Annotated in this window: 21 protein-coding genes; 16 read left to right on the top strand and 5 right to left on the bottom strand. The window is 44.2% G+C overall.

The window, feature by feature from the left end; translation table 11 throughout:
- Nucleotides 1–69: 69 nt before the first annotated feature.
- From NTX76_02230 to NTX76_02250, 5 genes are all read right to left on the bottom strand, one after another.
- Nucleotides 70–1,776, bottom strand: coding sequence for a hypothetical protein (locus tag NTX76_02230; protein MCX7338086.1), 1,707 nt, complete (start codon nucleotides 1,774–1,776; stop codon nucleotides 70–72).
- A gap of 617 nt (nucleotides 1,777–2,393) precedes the next feature.
- Nucleotides 2,394–3,224: a DMT family transporter gene (locus NTX76_02235; GenBank protein ID MCX7338087.1), complete on the bottom strand. Its 831-nt coding sequence runs from the start codon at nucleotides 3,222–3,224 to the stop codon at nucleotides 2,394–2,396.
- 10 nt (nucleotides 3,225–3,234) lie between these two features.
- Nucleotides 3,235–4,497, bottom strand: coding sequence for a transcription termination factor Rho (rho, locus tag NTX76_02240; protein ID MCX7338088.1), 1,263 nt, complete (start codon nucleotides 4,495–4,497; stop codon nucleotides 3,235–3,237).
- Between the two features lie 33 nt (nucleotides 4,498–4,530).
- On the bottom strand, nucleotides 4,531–4,971 hold the full coding sequence (gene hemJ / locus NTX76_02245) for a protoporphyrinogen oxidase HemJ (protein ID MCX7338089.1): 441 nt from the start codon (nucleotides 4,969–4,971) through the stop codon (nucleotides 4,531–4,533).
- A gap of 134 nt (nucleotides 4,972–5,105) precedes the next feature.
- Nucleotides 5,106–7,502, bottom strand: a complete 2,397-nt coding sequence (locus tag NTX76_02250) for an AAA family ATPase (GenBank protein ID MCX7338090.1) — start codon at nucleotides 7,500–7,502, stop codon at nucleotides 5,106–5,108.
- 107 nt (nucleotides 7,503–7,609) lie between these two features.
- Between NTX76_02250 and surE the strand changes: the two genes are divergently transcribed.
- The 16 genes from surE to NTX76_02330 all read left to right on the top strand — a co-directional run bounded on the left by surE (nucleotide 7,610) and on the right by NTX76_02330 (nucleotide 21,815).
- A complete protein-coding gene (surE, locus tag NTX76_02255) occupies nucleotides 7,610–8,380 on the top strand; it encodes a 5'/3'-nucleotidase SurE (GenBank protein ID MCX7338091.1) in 771 nt (256 codons plus the stop codon).
- Complete coding sequence (locus NTX76_02260; GenBank protein MCX7338092.1) at nucleotides 8,377–9,267, top strand: M23 family metallopeptidase; 891 nt, start codon at nucleotides 8,377–8,379, stop codon at nucleotides 9,265–9,267. The genes surE and NTX76_02260 overlap by 4 nt, the downstream gene beginning before the upstream one ends.
- Nucleotides 9,268–9,290: 23 nt before the next feature.
- Nucleotides 9,291–9,698, top strand: a complete 408-nt coding sequence (gene yajC / locus NTX76_02265; GenBank protein ID MCX7338093.1) for a preprotein translocase subunit YajC — start codon at nucleotides 9,291–9,293, stop codon at nucleotides 9,696–9,698.
- Entirely contained in the window at nucleotides 9,699–11,300 is a 1,602-nt protein-coding gene (secD, locus tag NTX76_02270; protein MCX7338094.1) for a protein translocase subunit SecD, read from the top strand. It begins immediately after the preceding gene.
- Nucleotides 11,301–11,326: 26 nt separating this feature from the next.
- Nucleotides 11,327–12,265: a protein translocase subunit SecF gene (gene secF / locus NTX76_02275; protein MCX7338095.1), complete on the top strand. Its 939-nt coding sequence runs from the start codon at nucleotides 11,327–11,329 to the stop codon at nucleotides 12,263–12,265.
- 88 nt (nucleotides 12,266–12,353) lie between these two features.
- Nucleotides 12,354–12,707, top strand: coding sequence for a type II toxin-antitoxin system RelE/ParE family toxin (locus tag NTX76_02280; GenBank protein ID MCX7338096.1), 354 nt, complete (start codon nucleotides 12,354–12,356; stop codon nucleotides 12,705–12,707).
- Entirely contained in the window at nucleotides 12,704–13,078 is a 375-nt protein-coding gene (locus NTX76_02285) for a helix-turn-helix transcriptional regulator (protein MCX7338097.1), read from the top strand. Before NTX76_02280 ends, NTX76_02285 begins: the two co-directional genes overlap by 4 nt.
- Before the next feature lie 29 nt (nucleotides 13,079–13,107).
- Nucleotides 13,108–13,425, top strand: coding sequence for a nucleotidyltransferase domain-containing protein (locus NTX76_02290; GenBank protein ID MCX7338098.1), 318 nt, complete (start codon nucleotides 13,108–13,110; stop codon nucleotides 13,423–13,425).
- 8 nt (nucleotides 13,426–13,433) lie between these two features.
- The gene (locus NTX76_02295) at nucleotides 13,434–13,913 is read left to right on the top strand and encodes a hypothetical protein (protein MCX7338099.1); all 480 of its coding nucleotides are present in this window, start codon (nucleotides 13,434–13,436) and stop codon (nucleotides 13,911–13,913) included.
- A 16-nt stretch (nucleotides 13,914–13,929) separates the two neighbouring features.
- Nucleotides 13,930–15,900, top strand: a complete 1,971-nt coding sequence (gene nuoG, locus NTX76_02300) for an NADH-quinone oxidoreductase subunit NuoG (protein ID MCX7338100.1) — start codon at nucleotides 13,930–13,932, stop codon at nucleotides 15,898–15,900.
- Between the two features lie 23 nt (nucleotides 15,901–15,923).
- Nucleotides 15,924–16,925, top strand: coding sequence for an NADH-quinone oxidoreductase subunit NuoH (nuoH, locus tag NTX76_02305; protein MCX7338101.1), 1,002 nt, complete (start codon nucleotides 15,924–15,926; stop codon nucleotides 16,923–16,925).
- The gene (gene nuoI, locus NTX76_02310; protein MCX7338102.1) at nucleotides 16,925–17,425 is read left to right on the top strand and encodes an NADH-quinone oxidoreductase subunit NuoI; all 501 of its coding nucleotides are present in this window, start codon (nucleotides 16,925–16,927) and stop codon (nucleotides 17,423–17,425) included. The genes nuoH and nuoI overlap by 1 nt, the downstream gene beginning before the upstream one ends.
- 15 nt (nucleotides 17,426–17,440) lie before the next feature.
- Entirely contained in the window at nucleotides 17,441–18,058 is a 618-nt protein-coding gene (locus NTX76_02315) for an NADH-quinone oxidoreductase subunit J (GenBank protein MCX7338103.1), read from the top strand.
- A complete protein-coding gene (nuoK, locus tag NTX76_02320) occupies nucleotides 18,058–18,366 on the top strand; it encodes an NADH-quinone oxidoreductase subunit NuoK (GenBank protein ID MCX7338104.1) in 309 nt (102 codons plus the stop codon). Before NTX76_02315 ends, nuoK begins: the two co-directional genes overlap by 1 nt.
- A 3-nt stretch (nucleotides 18,367–18,369) precedes the next feature.
- A complete protein-coding gene (nuoL, locus tag NTX76_02325; GenBank protein ID MCX7338105.1) occupies nucleotides 18,370–20,319 on the top strand; it encodes an NADH-quinone oxidoreductase subunit L in 1,950 nt (649 codons plus the stop codon).
- Nucleotides 20,319–21,815, top strand: coding sequence for an NADH-quinone oxidoreductase subunit M (locus NTX76_02330; protein ID MCX7338106.1), 1,497 nt, complete (start codon nucleotides 20,319–20,321; stop codon nucleotides 21,813–21,815). The genes nuoL and NTX76_02330 overlap by 1 nt, the downstream gene beginning before the upstream one ends.
- Nucleotides 21,816–21,822: the final 7 nt, after the last annotated feature.

The following is a 21,822-nucleotide window of genomic DNA, read 5'->3' on the forward strand; positions in this document are numbered from 1 at the left end:
CAAAAGATCTATGGCACTTGTGTGCAAAGGTTGGAAGAAAGATCTTAGCTCATACAGTTTGTTTTATGTTTAATAAGGTCGAGAATCCAGATCAGCCACTAGCATTGGAATTGCTGATAGGGTGAAACTTGCACACTGCGTGCTATAGATAAATGACTCATCCATTTGCGGTTGCAAAGGAAACGACGAAAAATTATTTAAAAAGACAAAAGGCCTGCAGAGGTTTTCATCACCATTCCTTGGTCCATTGATGACTATCTTATGAAGATCTGTGAGTGTGTTAGGAATCGATATTTCCGGGTGTTTTTCTTTGAATTGAATAAAAAATCGCTTGTGTTGCGCACCCTTATAGGTACTGACGTTTTCGCCAAACAATCCAAATAAATTTTCAGCATATTCAAGAAGTTCAGCATTTGAAACTGCCTTTCTTATGCTGTCACTGAATTTTAAAATTTCTTCCCTAAACGTGGTGGCAGAAGGGAGGCCCCGTAAATGAAAAACTTTGTTTGTTAAAGATTCGACGCGATTTTTTAAAGATGCGCTCTCGTCATAAAGAATAAGATTGCTGACAGTTTCTAAAAGTTCTGGACGCAACAGTGCAAAAAAATGATTTGTTTTGCTCCAAGTTGAAACTTCTCTAGCTGCTTCAATAAATGCATGGACTTTTGTGAGGGCAACAGTTCTATCTGTAACAACCTTATCAAGCGTCAAATGACAAAATTCAGCCCATGGCAAATGCAGATTAATCCCACTGGAAATATCCCAAAAATCTATAAACTGTTCACGAAGTTTTATTTGGTAAGGTTCTTTTAAGGAAGGCTCTGTCGCTTCACTCAGATGGGTCCAGAGACTCTGCAGTACATGCAAAAATTCATGTCTTTTAGAGATCGCATAAAGGTCATCGTATCTATATAGGGGTTGATTAACTAAAAATTCTTGGTAGTTTTCAAAAAGTTTAGTAATAAAAAAATCTTCTCGCCAGGAAAATTCACTTTTATTATCAAGATTTCTGAGTATCGCCGTAAATGCTCTATCAGCCTTTTCTTTTTCAAGTTTTAAAAAAGGTAAAAATTTGTCTGCCCCCACGTTATCATTCCGGAGAATCACGGGCATTGCATCCAGAATTTCTGCATGATAATCAGAGAACTGGCTCAAATGACGCAAGATAAATTCTAATGCGTTCTTGAAATTCGTATCCTCTTCAGGCTCACAGTTCTTTGCTAAAGTGGTCCTGACCAGGAGTTGTAAATGAATAGGTGTATCATTAAAAAGTGAGGCAACTTCAGGGGTTTCTATATAAGCTTCAATTAATTCTTTAGCCCACTCATTGAACAATTCTTGAGCAAGCGTTAAAAACGCACCCGGGTAAAGTTCATTGAGCAAAGCAAGCGTTTTTAAAGATCGAGAGGTGGGATATCTATTGAGTTCTTTAACAGCATAAAAAAGACTTGACTTGCAGGCAACAGGGTCGATCTCGTAATACTCACGCGCAGCATCAAAAAAATCGTGGCTTATTTCCACTGAAGATGGCGAATCTGTTACCCCGTAGATAATGTCTGAAAGATTTTCCGCCCGTCTTTTTTGAATCTCAGTGTTGGCTATTACACCAAGCGTTATCGAAGGGGATGGACGTAATGCTGTTGCAGATGAGTGATCTTCTGACGTATATGCCATTGTACAAAGCGGCACACTGCTTACAATTGCAAGGGCTCTTAATGTCATTTTTAAAGTAGATGTCGTTGATGTGGTGAGTTTCACTGGTGCAGTTACTTTCATTAGAGATATACCCAATTACCTGGCAGGCACGGCGTACGTTCACCTGGATATCATTGGGTTCTATTAAAGCATGGCTAAAGTGGACCTCGTTGTCTAGAGCAATTTTTTGAATAGACCCATTCCCGATCATTTCCCGAGGATGACAAATGCGGAAAATCATGCGAAAGGGGTATATACGTCATTGGCGTATAAGAAGCAGCTCAATAAACTTATATTCGCTATGATATAGTGTTTTTCTACGTGATCAATAGAGAGATAGATTTCTGGATGGCCACACTCTCTTCGTTCGTTCGCCATGACGTCATGGCGAGGAGGGCGAAGCCCGATGGGACCATCCAGAAATCTATCCTGTTGTCAATTGACTTTGCAGGCAAATACTATAGTTCAGTCGTTTATTTGATCATAAAAAATGATCTTCCCGTCATTCCGCGACTTGATCGCGGGACCCATGTATTCTGTTGTGGATCCCGTGGTCAAGCCACGGGATGACGGGAGTATTCTTTGGGATTAAATTAAAATAGTAAATAGCGTGAACTCGTATTTATGTAATAAATACGAGTTTGTTGAAATGCTTCTAAGTCAAGAACACATAAAACGTGGCTACGGCGGCGGCCCGCTTACCCCTGGCGTCGTTCTTGTTCCTCTAGGCGTGTCAAATAATACGTAATCGAAATAATGACAGCCGCCCCAACCAGGACATGGAGGGTTGGATACTCACCAAAGAAGAAAATTCCAAAGGGGACCGCCACAACGATTCGTGTGTACTCAAACGGTGACAGGAATGAGGGATTCCCCAATTTAAGCGCCCGTATATAACAAAATTGTGAAAATGCACCAAACAACGTGACTGCGGCGGATATCAGCAGGCTGGCTATGTTTGTATAGGTTATGATGAGTAACGGATTCTCGGTCGCCGATAGTTTTTTGGTGGTGATTAAAGCCAGGCTAGCCAAAAAATTCGCCGCTATCAAAACGTAAAACGCCTGATTAACGTCCAGGCTTGCTGGTTCAACCACGATAAGGACCCCAAGATACCCCCCCAGGATAGCCGCCAATTTTTTCCACGTGACGTGATCTTTTAACAAGATGATCGCCAACGTGGTGGTGATTATGGGGCCTGTGAATCCGATGGCAGAGGCGGACGCCAGCGGCAATCGGCGATAGGCATAATAGGTGCATCCCATGCTGCAGCAGACCAACAAGGTTCTGACCAAATGCAACCCAGGACGCTTTGTTTTAAAAAACGTTGGACCCAATTTCACAATAAAAGGTAGCGAGAAAACCAACGCAAAACTGCTTCGGAAAAAAACTAACAAGCTTTCATGAATGGACGAATCCAAAGATTTTGCGAAAGACATGGCGGTCGTGTGGCTTAATGCCCACAGGAGCATCCAGCAAATGGACACACCCATGGGTGACAGGGCAAAGCGACCTTTTAAACGCGACATACCTTTGTGCTTAGCTGTTCATTGTCTGAAAGAAATCAGCATTCGTCTTGCAATATTTTAGCTTATCAAGCAAGAATTCCATGGATTCTGTCGTGCCCATTGGGTTCAAAATACGACGCAGGACCCACATTTTGGAAAGCTCAGCCTTGTCGGTGATGAGCAATTCTTCTTTTCGTGTGCCTGATTTATTGATGTCGATCGATGGGAAAAGTCGTTTATCGGCTAATTTGCGATCCAGGATGATTTCTGCGTTTCCTGTGCCCTTGAATTCTTCGAAAATGACTTCGTCCATTCTGGATCCTGTATCAACCAGGGCCGTTGCGATAATGGTCAGCGATCCACCATCCTCGATATTACGGGCTGCCCCAAAAAAGCGTTTTGGGCGTTGCAGGGCATTGGCATCCACGCCACCGGTTAACACCTTTCCAGAGGAAGGGATGACGGTGTTGTACGCACGCGCTAGGCGGGTGATTGAATCTAACAAAATAACGACATCGCGTTTTTGTTCCACCAATCGTTTGGCTTTTTCAATCACCATTTCGGCAACCTGTACGTGGCGGGATGCTGGTTCATCGAATGTAGAGCTCACAACTTCGCCCTTGACGGATCGGGCCATGTCGGTGACTTCCTCTGGGCGTTCATCAATCAGCAAAACGATCAGATAAACTTCGGGATGATTTGCCGTAATGGAATGCGCGATGTTTTGCAGCATGACGGTTTTTCCGGTCCGCGGAGGGGCCACGATTAGGGCGCGTTGTCCTTTGCCCATGGGGGAAACTAAATCAATCACGCGGGATGTATTGCCGCGTCCATTGGATTCGGATTCAACCTCTAGCTTTAATTTTTCATCGGGATACAGGGGGGTCAGGTTATCAAAGTTGATGCGATATTTGATCTTGTCGGGGTCTTCGAAGTTAATTTTGTTGACTTTGAGCAGGGCAAAATAACGTTCACCATCCTTTGGGGCGCGAATTTGCCCCTCGACCGTGTCACCAGTCCTAAGACCGAATCGACGTACTTGGCTTGGTGAAACATAAATATCATCAGGTCCGGCCAAGTAGTTAGATTCAGGTGATCGTAAAAAACCAAATCCATCTTGCAAGATTTCAACAACGCCATCGCCATAAATAGCGATTTCTTTTTCTGCGAGTTTTTTGAGAATAGCAAACAGAAAGTCTTGTTTCCGCAAAGCGCTTGCGTTTTCGATTTCGTGTTCTTCTGCGAACAACAACAAGTCAGCGGGCGACTTACGCTTTAATTCTTGCAAATGCATATATTTTTCCTGGGGTAAGATACTTTGATGAGATTAAAAAGGTTTAACAACAACGGAAATGATGATGATGATCAAAAGGATGGTTGGTATTTCATTGATGATTCGAAAGAATCGAGATGTTTTTTGGCAACTGCCAATCAATAACTGGCCCCGAAAGACCTCTAGGGAATAGTGAAACATAATTAATAAAAAAACGCAAAGGAATTTTACATGAAAGGAGGGGCTATAATAATTTCCAGTGGCAATTAAAAGCAGCGTCCCTGAACCAATGGTGGCCATCATGGCGGGTGCCATGATCATTTTATACAGCTTTCTTTCCATGATCGCCAATGTGTCTTTGGTTGTTTTTTCTGTGGCTTCTGTGTGGTACACAAAAAGTCTGGGCAGATAAAACAAGCCAGCCATCCACGCTGTTACGCTAATCAGATGAAATGCTTTAATCCATAGGAAATAGTCAGACAAAAGAACGGTCATTTATATCGATTTCTGGTGATTTTTGGACAGCATAAAACGCTGTCAGATTTATATAGTATCATTTTCGTTCTAATACCATTTTCATAAATAGTCAATCAATCGTTCAAATCCTGGAGTGGCCAAAATCTCCTTTCTCATCCTTTGCGTCCAGCCCCTTTTGTCTGGGCGGATTTTGAGTATTTCTCAAGTTGCTTGGCGACGGCTGAAAAAACGCTGTTTGTTGAAAAGCAATAATCGGGATATCCACGAAATGTTGGCATCGCATCGGTCAGGCGAATTCCGCATTTTGTGCCCATGAGAATCTCGATCGCCTCAAAAACAGAACGGACACTCCAGATAAAGAATTTTTCTTGCGCGATGTCCGCTGTGACATTTTCCCGTAATGTTAAGTGTGCCATGTTGGAAAAGGGGACAATGACCCCTTGTGTTCCGGTGAAGCCCTGAGATTTGCAAACCCGGTGAAACCCTTCGATCTTATGGTGAACGCCCCCAACGGATTGCGTCAGGCCAAATTGATTCATTGATCCCGTGATTGCAATATCTTGTCGAACGGGGATGCCGGAAAGGGATGAGATGATGGCGATAACTTCTGCCATGGATGCGCTGTCCCCCTCGATCCCGCCGTAATTTTGTTCAAACGTCAACGAACACGAACATGACAATGCATTTTTTTGGGCGAATAGGGCGCTTAAAAATCCCTCTAGAATTAACGCGCTTTTTTGTTGGATGGGCCCGCCCATATCCGTTAGTTGTTCGATGTTCACAACACCCGCTTCACCCGCAAATGTACGGGCACTAATGCGACAGGGCATCCCAAAGTCATGATCCCCTGTTCCCTGAACGGACAAGCCATTGACCATGCCGATGGCTTTTCCGGATGTTTGGATTAGAATTTGACCTGCTGAGATTTCGGCGTGGGCGCGGTCCTCTGTTCTGGCATTCCGAAGGCGTCTATTGGAAAGGGTTTGTTCAATCAAAGCTTTTGATAGGGTATTTTCTTCGCAAGAAATCGCCGCAGCCTCTGTCAAGATATCGCCAATCAATTCAAACCGGGCGCTCAGTTTTTCGCGATGGCCGGCCCATCGGGTGCTGTATCCGACTATGTAATCGGCGGCGTCCTCTGATATAGTTCTGTCAACCAACGTCCTGGCTGTTTGGTGTATTAGGCGCTTATACACATGAATATTGTCCGGGGTTGCATCCATGTCGGGATCAATATCAGCCTTAATCTTGAAATGGGATTTAAAATCAGGATCATTGATAAAAAACGAATAATACCAAAGCGGGGAAGCGATTAAAAATACTTGCACATCCAATGGGATCGGCTGTGGTTCTGGTGCATCCAAAAGGGGAAACCCGTTTTCTCGGTTGGTTTCTTCGGTTCGAATGCATCGATCTCTAAGGGCAGATTTTAACGCCTCCCACACATCTGGATTTTTGGCGATGGCATCCGCCCGCAGAACAAGAATTCCACCATTCGCATGATGCAGGGCACCTGGCTTAATCATGGTAAAATTTGTTTCCATATTTCCGTTGGATCCACCCCGATATTTGATTGACCCAAATAAATTTGCATACGTGGGGGACGCCTCTAATAAAACTTGCGGTGATTCTTTGTTTGCATTATCAACAAACAAATTAACGCCATACCATTCATCACTATTAAGGCTGGGCCCGGCTGAATCTGCGTCTTGGTCGATCACAAAGGCATCGATATTCTTTAGGATGTCTGCCTTAAATTCATCAATCCAATCCCCGAGATGAGTCGAAAATTCATTCTGAAATTGATACATCAGCGGTTTGATCGCTTTTTGTGCGGTCCGATTTTTAAGATCTGCCGCTTTCCTTGCAGCTTTTTGTCCGGTCAGATGCACCAACAGGGAAAGCCGATTCAAACGATCCTTTATTTTTTGTAAGACTGGATAAGGACTTTCATCGATGTTTTCGCCGCCTTTTACTGCCTCAATAGTGAACCCTTCTGGGCCTTGGATAACGTCGTACCCATGGCTTTTGGAAAAATCCTGTAATTCTGAAAGGTTTTTGTCAATTTTATATTGAAAAGAATCTGTTAAAGAATCGAGCTGTCGCAAATAATGGGGGCTGGTTAATGTTTTTTCCAGGACATGCCCCAGGTTTACAATTAATTCTTTTAGGGCGTTCCGTAATACCCTGCCCATTCCAGCAGGTAGGGAATACGCTTTTGGACTGCAGGGATGATTGAAATTATTCAAATAAACCCAATCCAGGGGTGGGGGCATATTTTTAACATGCTGTTTTAAATAGGAAAGCGTCGCATTCATACGCCCGCTTTTATCCTCGCCCACAACAAAAACATGAAAGCCCTTGTCGCGCATCTTTAACCCAAAACGAATCGCATCGCGTGCCCGTGTGTGAGAGGAGAGATCAAAAAGGGTTAACTCAGGGCCGCTATCACCCTGGGTTTTTTCGGCAAAATCCTCCCCCGGATTTGTACAACCCGTTGAAAATGATGGAATGCCGACTTGGTCATAAGATAAAGATTTTGCTTTCATAAGATCAGTATCACAAAAAAAGATTAAGGATACGTAAAGAACGATACATTTTCATAACGTTTGGGTATAATCGCTCCATACACGTAAAAATTAGGGAATCATGTTCAATGCGTATATTAATTAGTAATGATGATGGAATTCATGCGCACGGCCTGAAAGTTTTGGAAAAGATAGCACATACGTTGTCGGACGATGTATGGGTTGTTGTGCCAGAGCTGGATCAAAGTGGTTCCGGGCATTCCCTGACATTGCGGGATCCATTACGCCTAAGGGAAGTCAGTGACCGCAAATTTGCCGTATCGGGAACCCCGACGGACTGCGTGATGTCGGCGATTTATCATCTGATGAAGGATCACCCGCCGGAACTTGTCCTGTCAGGGGTCAATAATGGCGCAAACCTTGCCGAGGATGTGACCTATTCCGGGACCATTGCTGCCGCGATGGAGGCGAAATTGCTGGGGGTTCCGTCAATTGCCCTCAGTTTGGTGACGTCCAACAAGCATCCGCCAAAATGGGCAACGGCAGAACATTATGCGCCGGATATTTTGAAAAAATTAATCGCCCAAAAAATTCCCGAACATGTTTTGATTAATATCAATTTTCCTGATTTTATTGTGCCGTCGGTCAAGGGGATCAAGATTACCAGTCAGGGATATCGGAATATGACGGATAATTTGGTTCAATGTACGGACCCAAGGGGGAATTTTTATTACTGGATTGGGGCCGGTGATCATCGCTTTTGCGAGCCACCCGTTCCACCGCCAGCGGGGACTGATTTAGCTGCCGTGAGGGAGGGTTATATTTCCATCACTCCGCTTTCGCTTAATCTAACGCACAAGTCAACCGCAAGCATGCTAGAGGGAGTTTTTGCTGAATGAGGACCAGTGTCGATCGTGTTTTTATTTTGATTGGGACATCTTTTCTTGTTTTGTTAAGTGGCTGCGCCAGGGACGAAGCTCCATCAGAGGTTGTCCAGATTCGCCGTCCGTCACCCTATCATGCCGTAAAAAAGGATGAGACTATAGCGGATATTGCGCGTCAGCATGGCATGAAGGAAGACGAACTTATCCAATTGAATAAATTGAATCCCGAAAAAGAATTGATTCCAGGGAAACGTTTGTTGGTACACCCACGGGATTCTGGCGCAGCTGAATCCGTTGAAAAAGCAGAGGGTGATGTGTCTGTTCGTCACCTGGATGACAAGGTCACCTCGGATAAGGAGGCTCCCCACTCGGATGAGGCGCCAAAATTGGGCGAACAAAAACCAGGGGAAGGTGGCGAGGAGCCCCCTGTTTCAATTTCCCCTAAAGCCGAATCTGCTGCACCCGCACCAGAAAAAGCCGCAATGCCACAGGCTGCCGCGGCAACAACAACCTATGAATGGCCCGTAAAAGGGGATATAATTCAAAAGTTCGGTCAAAAACTTCCCGATGGAAGCCTGAACGAGGGAATCAATATCAGTGCCCCGGCTAATTTGCCCGTCAAGGCTGTTGCTGATGGCGTTGTTAAGGATGCTGGTTCCCGCATTAAGGCCTATGGTAATATGGTGGTGTTGAAGCATCCGGATGGTAAGTTATCCATTTATGCTCATTTGCAAGAAATTGCCGTAAAGCAACCGGCCACTGGGGAGGCGATCACTGTAACCAAGGGTCAAGTGATTGGACGAATCGGAAAGTCAGGTATTGCAAAGAAACCACAGCTTTACTTTCAGATCAGAGGAAAGGATTTGAAGCCCATTGATCCAACGACAATATTGCCGCAATAACAACCAACTTTTAAGGAAAAAAAATGTTTATTAGTAAAGCGTTCGCCGACACCCCGGCAGCAGCCGGTGCTGCTGGTGGATTTGATTTTATTGGATTTCTTCCGCTCGTATTAATCTTTGTTGTTTTCTATTTTTTGATCTTAAGACCGCAACAGACAAAACTAAAGCAACACCAACTATTATTGTCAAACCTTCGCAAGGGTGATCGCGTTTTGACGGGTGGTGGCATTATCGGGACGATTTCAAAGCTGACCAATGATAAAGAGGTTCAGGTGGAAATTGCGGATGGCGTGAAGGTTCGACTTGTTCGATCAATGATCACCGAAGTATTGGCAAAGACAGACCCTATTGCCAACAAGGATCAAGATAAGGCACAATCAAAGACATCTAAAAAAGAACCCGTTAAAACAGAAGAAGATGAGTCTGCATAAATGTTGATGATACCCCGTTGGAAAATTTTCGCTAGTATTGGTTTGTGCGTATTGGGGATGGTTTTTGCCTCCCCCAATCTTTTTCAGCCGCAAACGGTGGAACAGTTTCCATCTTGGCTCAGGCATACAGTTAACCTGGGCCTGGAATTACGGGGTGGATCTCATTTACAGTTGGAGGTTGACTTACGGGGTGCCACAAAAGAATATCTAGCCAATCTTTTGGATGATGTTCGTGCGGGTCTGCGTAAGCAGCAGATTGGATACCTTGGTTTGTCGATTGACACAAAAACAACAAAGCCGACCTTGTCGCTTACTTTGCGAAATCCAGCGGACGCTAGCAAGGTTGAGCCCATATTAAAGGCCGTTGATCGCAACCTGGATGTCAAGATTTCAGCAGATGGACAGGTGTTAGCTGTCTTGTCTGAGGAGGTTTTACATCAGCGCAATAAATCCATTATCGACCAATCCATAGAAGTCATTCGCCGACGTATCGATGAATCGGGAACAAAAGAACCGATTATCCAACGCCAAGGGGAGGATAGAATCATTGTGCAGTTGCCAGGGGTGGATGACCCAGCGGAGGTTAAAAATACGATCGGTCGTACGGCAAAAATGTCATTTCGTTTGGTTGATCCGAATTCATCACCTGTAGCAGGAGAGGGCCCATCCAATGCAGTGCCAAAGATAGCGCCGCCAGTCGGTTGTGAATATCTGGCCGAAACCCATGACGACGGGCGGGTTTTATATTTGCCCGTTAAAAAGCAAGTCATGGTTAGCGGGGAAAGTCTAATCGATGCCCAGGCAACCTTTAATGAACATGGGCAGCCTGTTGTCAGTCTAAAATTCAATTCGGTTGGTTCCAGAAAATTTGCCGATATGTCCGCTCAAAACATTAAAAAGCAATTCGCCATTGTTTTGGATGACAAAATTATCAGCGCGCCCGTTTTCCAATCAATCATTAATGATGGCGGTGGTGTTATCAGTGGCCATTTTACTGTCAAAAGTGCCAATGATTTTGCCTTGCTATTGCGTGCTGGTGCATTGCCGGCACCATTAAAAGTAATCGAGGAAAGAACCGTTGGGCCAAGCCTGGGGGCCGATTCCATTCATGATGGACGCAAGGCAACTGTTATTGCGTTTGGGATGGTATCTGTTTTCATGATCCTGAGTTACGGTGTATTCGGGGCGTTTTCCAGTATCGCCTTGGTGTTCAACCTTATCCTGTTGTTTGCTGGATTATCTGTTTTGCAGGCCACGTTGACGCTGCCGGGTATTGCTGGTATTGCGCTTACAATTGGTATGGCTGTCGATGCCAACGTTTTGATTTACGAACGCATAAAAGAAGAATTACGGGGCGGTGCCAAACCGATTACGGCGGTTGATGCCGGGTACAAGCGGGCGATGACGACCATTATCGATTCCAACCTGACGACGCTTTTGGGCGCGGCGGTTTTGTATGAATTTGGAACGGGTCCGATCCGGGGGTTTGCTGTCACGCTGGCGCTTGGTATTCTTATTTCTTTGTTCACGGCATTGTCTTTAACGAAACTAATCATTGTTTTCTGGATGCGTAGTCGTAAAGTGGCGACTCTTCCTATATAAATAAACATTCCTAAAAGGATAACCCTATGCGCCGCCTGCACCTTGTTCCCTATAATACAAACTTTAATTTTATTGGATTCCGGTTCATCACCTTTTTGATTGCTGGGCTCATCACCATTGTATCGTTAACGGCGGTGACCTTTAAAGGGCTGAACTACGGGATCGATTTTAGGGGGGGCTATACCCTAGAAGTCAAAATGCCTGAGGTTGTTGATGTCTCTGTCTTGCGGGAAAAATTAACACAGCTAAAGCTTGGTGAAGTCGTTTTGCAGAATTTTGGCACTGAACATGATTTGTTGATTAAGCTTGAAAGACAAGAGGGTGACGATACAGTCCAAGCATCGGCGATTCAAAAGATAAAGGATGCGCTGGGACCCAATGTGGATTACCGCCGCGTTGAAACCATCGGACCAAAGGTTGGCGGGGAACTTGTTCGTAATGGTCTTAAAGCCGTTGCGTTTGCTTTGTTGGCGATGTTGGTTTATATTGCCGTGCGGTTCGAATGGCAGTTCGCGGTTTGTGCCATTCTGGCATTGGCCCATGACTGTATCGCCATATTGGGTTTGTTTTCTTTGACCCCTTTAGAATTCAACGAAACCGCCATTATTGCTGTTTTGATTACGGCCGGGTATTCGATTAACGATACCATTGTTATTTTTGACAGAATTCGGGAAAATATCAAGAAATTCAAACGAATTCCGTTGTCTGAACTGATTAACAAAAGCGTTAATGAGACATTATCCCGGACAACATTAACAGCAACAACCACCCTGTTGGCCTTGTTGGCGTTATACTTTTTTGGGGGCAAGGTTATCTCCACATTCAGTTTGCCGATTATCTTGGGAATTCTTGTTGGATCATTTTCATCAATTTGTTTAGCAGCCCCTTTGCTTTTGTATCTTAACGTCAAAAGAAATGATTTTGTGAAAGTGGACAAGGCAACCGAAGAGGGTTCCATTGTTTAGAGGAAGTCTATAGTACTTTTTGCGCAGTAAACTTTTGGCCTTTTATTTTTATGCTTGAACAGGCATACTACAAACTGTAGGATGGATTATGAAGTCAATCGAGTGGGTCGGCTCCTCAAAGAGGGATATCTTGGGATTACCTGAGGCCGTGCGCAGTGAAATTGGTTTTTCTTTGTTTCAGGTTCAAAATGGCATAATGCCTGAGCAGGCCAAACCATTAAAAGGGTTTGGTGGTGCTAGCGTTCAGGAAATTATGGCTGATCACAAAAGTGATACCTATCGGGCAGTCTACACGGTGCGGTTTACAGCAAAGATTTATATTCTTCATGTTTTTCAGAAAAAATCAAAGTCAGGAACCTCGACACCAAAAAAAGATATGGACCTTATAGAAAAACGTTTAAAGCAAGTTGTTGAAATGGAAAGCAGGAGAACGCAGCTATGACACAGCATACGAAGCACGAACCTATCGAGAGTGGATCTAATAATATTTTTGCCGATCTTGGTCTGTCAAATCCAGAAGAACATTTAGCAAAGGCAACGTTGGCAATCCAAATTGCTAAAATAATTAAGGAACGAGGGTTGAGCCAATCAGCCGCTGCTGCAATTCTTGGGATAGATCAACCAAAGGTGTCTGCGCTTATGCGAGGACAACTCAAGAATTTTTCCCTTGATAGGCTATGTCGTTTTCTTAACCACTTTGACCGGGATGTTGATATTATCGTTAGGAATAAATCCTGCAATCATGCCCATGGAGAAACACATGTGATTTTTCATGAATCAGCCGTGATAGAGACATCGTCAGCAAGGGCATGAGCTGAGTGTTGCACAAAAAAGTATTGGCAATGAAAGAAATACGTCTGGCTGATTGGGAAATATCGGCCATTCGCACAGCCTTTTCAGAATCTTTTCCGGATACCGATCATTTATGGTTGTTTGGATCGCGCATCTATCCAGAAAAACGAGGCGGTGATATTGATTTGTACATAGAAACAACCATGCAAGACGTAGATGATATCGGAAAATCAGAATCTAAATTCCTGTTCATGGTTGAGGATGCTATTGGTGAACAAAAAATTGACATTGTTATCAAGTGCGTTAATAGCGATTTTGATCTTTTGATTTATCACGTTGCAAGGAAAGAAGGGGTGCAACTCGTATGAGCACGACAATGGACACAAAAGACCTGTTGATTCACTCGTTGGATATCTGCAAAGTTCATGCTGAAAGATTAAGCCTGGCAATCGAAAAAACAGATCATCTTTTTCCTTTTTGTGAAAATACTGTTACCGCTCTGGCTGAGGAAAATCTTGCTTATCTAGAGCTACTCATGTCCAGATTTGGAAAGTTGCAAGATGTAGCGGGGGAAAAGGTTTTTACCTTCCTTCTTCAACAACTGGGCGAATCTGTCAGTAATAAAACTTTTATAGACAAACTCAATAAACTTGAAAAACTAGAGATTCTTCCTGATGCTCATTGGTGGATGGACCTTCGAAAGTTAAGTAATAAACTCACTCGTGACTATCCTGACAATCCTGATTTTATGGCTAAAAATATTAATAAAGCCATTATTCAAGCAAAAGAATTATTGGTTTTTTGGGAGTCACTTGTGATCTATATTGAGGCTAATGTTTTAACGCAACCAACATAAGTGCAAACCCTCACCCATGATCACTTTAACCATCAATGATACTCGTATTGACGTAGAACGGGGCACAACAATCCTTGGGGCTTGCCGAAAGCTTGGCATAGAAATCCCTGTGTTTTGTTACCATCCCAAACTTTCCATAGCGGGAAATTGTCGTATGTGTTTGGTGGATGTTGCAGGCTCCCCAAAACCAATGACGAGCTGCTGCACAGCCGTATCCGATGGGATGATCGTCAATACCAACACTCCCAATGTTGAAAAAGCCCGCAAGGGTGTTTTAGAATTATTGCTGATTAATCACCCGCTTGATTGCCCTGTTTGTGATCAGGGTGGCGAATGTGATTTGCAGGATATTACCTTTAATTACGGTTGCGGGACCAGTCGCTTTGATTTGGATAAACGAATTGTTGCTGACAAAAACATGGGCCCCCTGATTAAAACAGTGATGACGCGGTGTATCCATTGCACGCGGTGCATTCGCTTTGCCCAGGAAATCGCTGGCATTCCGGAGATTGGAACCACCGGGCGTGGGGACAATACCGAAATCACCACGTACCTCGAAAAGTCGCTGTCATCTGAATTATCGGGAAACCTTATTGACATCTGTCCCGTCGGGGCATTGACCAATAAACCAGCTGCGTTTCAATGCCGGTCTTGGGAACTTACAAAAATGGACACGATTGATGTGATGGATGCTGTTGGATCGAACATTCGTATTGATGCGCGGGGTCAGGAAATCCTACGTATTGTGCCGCGATCTAATGATCTGATTAACGAGGATTGGATTAGCGATCGCACGCGTTTTTCATATGACGGGCTGAAAGTTCAGCGGCTTGATAAGCCATATATGCGGGTCAATGGTAAGCTTCAACCCTGCAGTTGGGATCAGGCGTTTGCGGCCATACAATCCAAAATCAAGGGGGTCCAGGGTTCTGAAATTGCGGCCTTTGCGGGGGACCAGGCTGATTGTGAATCCATGCTGGTGTTAAAGGAATTGATGACGCATCTTGGCAGCCCCCATACGGAATGTCGTCAAGATGGATCCCGTTTGCCAGCAGATGCCCGATGCCATTATATTATGAACACAACGATTGCCGGAATTGAACGGGCCGATTGTTTGTTGTTGGTTGGAACGAACCCCCGTTTTGAAGCGCCTCTGGTCAATGCTAGGATTCGTAAACGATACCTAATGGGAAATTTTCCCATTGCCCTGGTCGGAGAATCGCTGGATTTAACATACCCCTATGAATTTCTTTCCCAAACACCATTAATTTTAACGGACCTGTTGCAAGGGTCACATCCGTTTAGCGAAACTTTGGGACAGGCTCAACGTCCCGCATTGATATTGGGGCAGGGGGCCCTCAACCGGGCGGATTCGCATGCGATTTTAAAAACAGTGCAAGACTTGCTGCATCGCTATCGTTTCCTTCGGGAAGACTGGAATGGATACAATGTCCTGCACACAGCTGCGGGACGCGTTGGTGGATTTGATATGGGGTTCACATCCGACCATAAAAAAAAGGATTCTAAGATTGTCTATTTATTGGGTGCCGATGAATTGGCGATGGATCAATTTGGGGATGCCTTTGTCATTTATCAGGGGCACCATGGTGATGTGGGGGCCAACAGGGCCGACGTGATTTTGCCAGGCGCTGCCTATACAGAAAAAAACGCTACCTTTGTTAACACCGAGGGGCGCGTCCAGCAAACCCGCCAGGTTATCGCCCCCCCAGGCGACGCAAAGGAAGATTGGCGCATCATTTGTTTGTTGGCTGAAAAACTTGGGGCACCGCTTTCCTATCGCAATCTGGATGATATTAGGATCAAAATCAATGATCGTATAGCACCGTCATTATGGCAGGATTTTACATCTTTAGTATCGGAAGACTTAACGGACAAACCATTTTCTTTGCCAATATCCAATTTTTATAAGGTCGATCCCATCAGTCGTCATTCCCAGATTATGACTCAATGTATGGATGCAGTGTAATGGATGAACTTTTAACAAATCCCATGCTCCTTGACTTGATGGACTGCTGCGCAACCCTTGTTTCGATTGCGATCAAAGTTATCCTTGTAATGATCACATTGGTTCTTGGTGTTGCGTATTTAACGCTTGCTGAACGAAAGGTCATTGGTGCCATGCAATTGCGCATAGGTCCCAATACGGTTGGGCCATTTGGGCTTTTGCAGCCCATTGCTGATGGTTTAAAGCTTTTGCATAAAGAAATAATCATTCCGGAATCATCAGACAAGCTTCTTTTTCTGTTTGCGCCTGTTTTTACATTTAGTTTAAGTCTTTCTGCTTGGGCTGTTATCCCCTTTGATAGGGAATTCGTCTTGGCCGATATTAACGTTGGTGCGTTGTATTTGTTGGCAATCTCATCCCTCGGGGTTTATGGAATTATTATTGCCGGGTGGGCAAGTAATTCGAAATACGCTTTGCTGGGGGCGCTTAGGTCGGCGGCACAAATGATATCGTATGAGGTTTGCATTGGATTGGTTTTGGTTAGCGTTATTCTGTGCGCGGGCTCGTTGAACCTTCGGGATATTGTCATGGCCCAAAGGCATATCTGGTTTGTTTTTCCATTATTTCCCCTGTTCATTGTTTTTTTTATTGCAAGCCTGGCAGAAACAAATCGCACACCCTTTGACTTGCCAGAGGCTGACGCAGAATTGGTTTCTGGGTACAATGTTGAATATTCTTCCTTTACCTATGCATTATTTTATTTGGGGGAATATGCCAACATGATCCTGATGAGTGCTATGAATAGCCTTTTATTTTTTGGCGGATGGCTGCCCCCTTTTGATCATCCTTTAACAAAGATGGTGCCAGCCCCGATGTGGCTTGTGATCAAAATTTGTGGGCTTCTTTTTGTGTTTCTGTGGATCCGTGCAACGCTACCACGGTATCGATACGATCAGCTGATGCGTCTTTGCTGGAAAATATTTTTGCCTATTGCTTTGATTGGGGTTATTGTTGTTTCTGCCTTTATTGTCTTTGGGGATTATTAATGCGCTTCTTTTTTCGCAAAATCAAACAGTTGCTGCAGGCTTTTGGTCTGGTGGAAATTCTTTTGGGGCTGTGGACGACTTTGCGGTATTTTTTTAAACCAAAAGTCACATTAAACTATCCCCATGAAAAGGGTCCCCTAAGTCCCCGCTTTCGGGGTGAACATGCCCTAAGGCGATATTCGGATGGTACAGAGCGTTGCATAGCGTGCAAACTATGCGAAGCAATATGCCCAGCACAGGCCATTACCATAGAAGCAGTCGAGAAAGAAGATGGCAGTCGCCGCACAACCCGTTATGATATAGATATGACAAAGTGTATCTATTGTGGTCTGTGCGAAGAGGCTTGCCCGGTTGATGCAATTGTCGAGGGGCCAAATTTTGAATTTGCCACATGCACCCGCAAGGAATTGCTTTATACTAAAGAAAAACTTTTGGCAAACGGTGATCGGTTCGAGGCTGAGATTGCAGCGAATAGTGAATCTGATGCAGCGTATCGTTAAAGGACAAGGCCCATCATGCTAACACATTCACTGTTCTATCTGTTTGCAACGGCGCTTCTTCTTGGCGGCTCCGGTGTTATTTTTCTTCGTAATCCTGTTTATGCGGTTCTGTGTTTGATTATTGTTTTCTTTAATACGGCGGGACTTTTCCTTCTGTTGGGTGCAGAATTTTTAGCTATGCTTTTGGTTATTGTCTATGTTGGTGCTGTTGCAATCCTTTTTCTGTTTATCGTCATGACCCTTGATATCCAGAATGAAGTTGCCCAAAAAAACACAGTGAAGGGCAGAAAAGGGGCATTTTTTTGTATACTTTTGTTTGCCTCAGAACTTTTGTGTATTGCTTATAATTGGTGGGAATCGCCGGATTCTATTGATTTGGCCGCTTATGAAATCCCAGCAAACATTACCAACACAGAAGCCATAGGTGATCTTTTGTACACACATTATTTTCTGGTATTTATTGTTTCGGGGCTAACGCTGCTTGTTGCTATGGTTGGTTCTATTGTGTTAACGTCACCATCGGCGGTAAAAAACACGCGTCGCAAGACTGATCCCCGGTCTCAAATAATGCGAACAAAAAAGGAAAGCATTATCCTGGCAAGGCCAGAATTTCACAAAGGGGTGGAGATTTAATGTTCACCGATGTGTACTATTTTTTAACTGTTTCTGGTGTTTTGTTTTCATTGGGAATGTTGGGGATCATTCTAAACAGGCAAAATATCATCAGAGTGTTGATGTCGATTGAATTGATTTTATTGGCCGGAAACATTAATTTTGTTGTTTTTTCGGTAAACCTTTCAGATCTTTCGGGTCAAATATTTTCACTATTTGTGTTAACAATGTCAGCGGCGGAGGTTGCTGTTGGTTTGGCAATAGTGGTCTTGTATTTTAGGGACAGGCATACAATTGCCGTCGATGATGCAAGCACGTTAAAAGGATAACGAATGATATTGGCTTGCACCATTCTGTTTTCTCCTTTGCTGAGTTTTTTGTTGGCTTTGTTATGTCGAAAGTACACGATTTTTTGCCAAGCGGTCACATGCCTTGGGGTCGGAACGGCGTTTTTTGCGTGTGTATTGTTATGGATGGACCTGGGGCCAAGTCTTTCTTTTTCCATCAATTTATTGCCCTGGATAAAGGTTGGAAATTTTCAGGCGCATTGGGGGATTAATTTTGATCCCCTAAGCATGGTTATGACAGGGATTGTGACGCTGATTTCTTTCTTGGTACATATTTATTCGCTTGGATATATGGCACATGACCAGGGGATCAGTCGATTCATGGCGTACCTAAGTTTGTTCACGTTCATGATGTTGCTTTTGGTGACCGCCCCGAACATGATGCAGCTATTTGCAGGGTGGGAGGGGGTTGGTCTTGCATCCTATTTGCTTATCGGGTTTTGGCATGAAAAACCAAAGGCATCAGCGGCCGCCCAAAAGGCCTTTATCGTTAACCGTGCAGGAGATATGGGGCTGATCCTTGGTATGTGTGCTTTGTATGCTTGGATGGGGACGCTCGATTTTTATGAAATTTTTATCCATTTGCCCGGTAAATCTGCGGCCGTTATTGATGTTGCGGGCTATGAATTCCATGCGGCAACATTAACCTGCATCCTTTTGTTTATTGGTGTCATGGGAAAGTCAGCCCAATTTGGTCTGCATACTTGGCTGCCAGATGCGATGGAGGGGCCAACCCCCGTATCGGCCCTTATCCATGCAGCGACGATGGTAACCGCTGGTATATTTTTGGTGGCACGTTTGTCGCCAGTCTTTGAATATGCTCCGCTCGCAAAACAAATCATGGTTGTCGTTGGAACGGTTACGGCATTTTTTGGGGCGACGGTTGCCCTTTCTCAGGATAACATTAAACGAATTATCGCCTATTCTACCTGTAGCCAGCTGGGGTATATGGTGGTTGCTTGCGGGTGTTCGGCCTATTCTGTGGCTGTATTTCACCTGTGCACCCATGCCTTTTTCAAGGCGCTCTTATTTTTGGGGGCAGGGTCTATTATTCATTCTATGTCTGATGAACAAGACATTAAAAAAATGGGGGGTATTTACCGGTTAATTCCCATGACCTATGGAATGATGTGGATTGGAGCCCTGGCCTTGTCGGGTATACCATTCTTTGCGGGATATTATTCAAAAGAAGCCATCTTGGATTCTGCCTTATCAACGGGACACATCGTATCCTTGTGTTTTCTGTTGGTTGTTGTGGTCTTGACCGCTTTTTACGCAGCGCGGTTACTTGTAGTTGTGTTCCATGGTCAGCACCACGCAGATGAACAAGTTATGGCCCATATCCACGAATCCCCTAAAACGATGTTGTTTCCATTGTTTGTTCTGACGCTGGGATCGTTGTTCAGTGGTTGGCTGGGGTGGCAGTGGTTCATCAAGCAACAAATGGGTTTTTCTTGGGGTCAATCCATATCCATCCCTGATGTATTGATCGATGCTGGTGGCCATGGCGGACACGGTTGGCTTTTGTCGATTGCATTAATAAGTGCTGTTGTCGGGATTGCTTTAGCTGTCTTTATTTACAACCTGAGGCCAGTTATTCAAAAAGCGATGGAGACCTCGATCCCCTATAAATTCCTTCATCACAAATGGTATATCGACGAACTTTATCAATGGATATGGGTTAGGCCCTGCATAACCATGGGGAGCATTCTATGGCACCAAGGGGATCTTCGGATTATTGATCGCCTGGGGCCGGATGGTTTGGCTAGCTTATCGCTGCGTCTATCGCTTAAAGCAAAAAATTTTCAAAGTGGGCAAATTGTTCAATATGCCTTTGTGATGTTTTTTGGGATTTTTGCCCTAACAACCATTTGTGGTCTTGTGTTCTATCATTATCAAATATTAATTTTTATCAAATCATTCTTAGGCTCGTAATGCACATCCCTCTCTTAAGCTTGATTATTTTTCTGCCTTTGGTTGGTGTTTTTTTTATTAGCACCATAAAGGTCGAGGATCAAAAGAATGCCCGGCTCTTTGCGCTTTGGATTTCTTTTGTAACATTTATATTTTCCATTTTCCTTTGGATATTTTTTGATCCCGACGATGCCAATTTTCAGTTTGTCGAATCCCATGCGTGGATTGCTGATTATGGCATTTCCTATCATATTGGGATTGATGGGCTGTCCTTGTTTTTTGTTCTGCTGTCTACGTTTTTGACGCCGCTTTGTATACTTGCCAGCTGGAACAGCATACAAAAACGCATTCGTGAATTTATGGCAGCGCTTTTATTGCTGGAAGCGCTTTTGTTGGGGGCTTTTTGCGCCATTGATGTTTTTCTTTTTTACATTTTTTTTGAAGGGGTTTTGATCCCCCTTTTTCTTATCATTGGCGTTTGGGGTGGGGATCGTCGCGTTTACGCCAGTTTTAAATTCTTTTTATTCACACTTTTGGGTTCAGTTTTCATGTTGCTGGCACTTATGAAGTTTTATACCGATGCGGAAATATGGTCGGGTGTTGTGGAACTCTCGGCTCTAAAATTATCTCTCTCCACGCAAAAATGGATATGGTGGGGATTTTTTCTGGCCCTGGCTGTCAAGATTCCCATGTGGCCAGTTCATACGTGGTTGCCCGATGCCCATGTGGAGGCCCCAACGGCAGGTTCGGCCATTCTGGCGGGGGTCCTTTTAAAACTGGGTGGATATGGCTTTTTAAGATTTTCTATCGCTTTGTTACCAGAGGCAAGCCATTTTTATGCTCCGTTTATCATGAGTCTGAGCGTTATCGGGATTATCTATACGTCCCTGATTGCTCTGGTTCAAACGGATATTAAAAAAATTGTCGCCTATTCATCCGTGGCCCACATGGGGTATGTGACGCTGGGGATTTTTACCCTAACTGTCGAGGGAGTTACTGGTGCCGTCATTCAAATGATCAGTCATGGTCTGGTCTCCGCTGCATTGTTTTTTTGCGTTGGAATTTTGTACGATCGATTCCATACGCGCGATATCAGTTTCTATGGTGGCCTTGTTAAAATTATGCCCCTATTTTCTGTTTTTCTGATGATATTTATTTTGGCGTCCATCGGTTTGCCAGGGACTAGTGGATTTGTTGGGGAATTTTTAACGCTTGCTGCCACATTTAATACGGCGCCGCTTTTCGCATTTCTGGCTGTCCCTGGAATTGTGTTAAGTGCTGCATATGGGCTTTGGCTTTATAAGCGTCTTTGTTTTGGAAAGCTTTCTTCAAGCCTAGTGTCAAATAAACCCACAAAGGACGTGACAACCCTTGAGAAGGTTATTCTGGGATCGTTGGCAGCTTTGGTGTTATGGATTGGGATTTACCCAATGCCCATTTTGACCATTGTTGAAAAGCCTGTGATAAAATTATTGGGCAAAAGCATCGTCCAAAAAACCAAGACCGCGGATTTTTGATTTCCTG

It is taken from the genome of Alphaproteobacteria bacterium (genome assembly GCA_026400645.1).
Classification (GTDB): domain Bacteria; phylum Pseudomonadota; class Alphaproteobacteria; order Paracaedibacterales; family CAIULA01; genus JAPLOP01.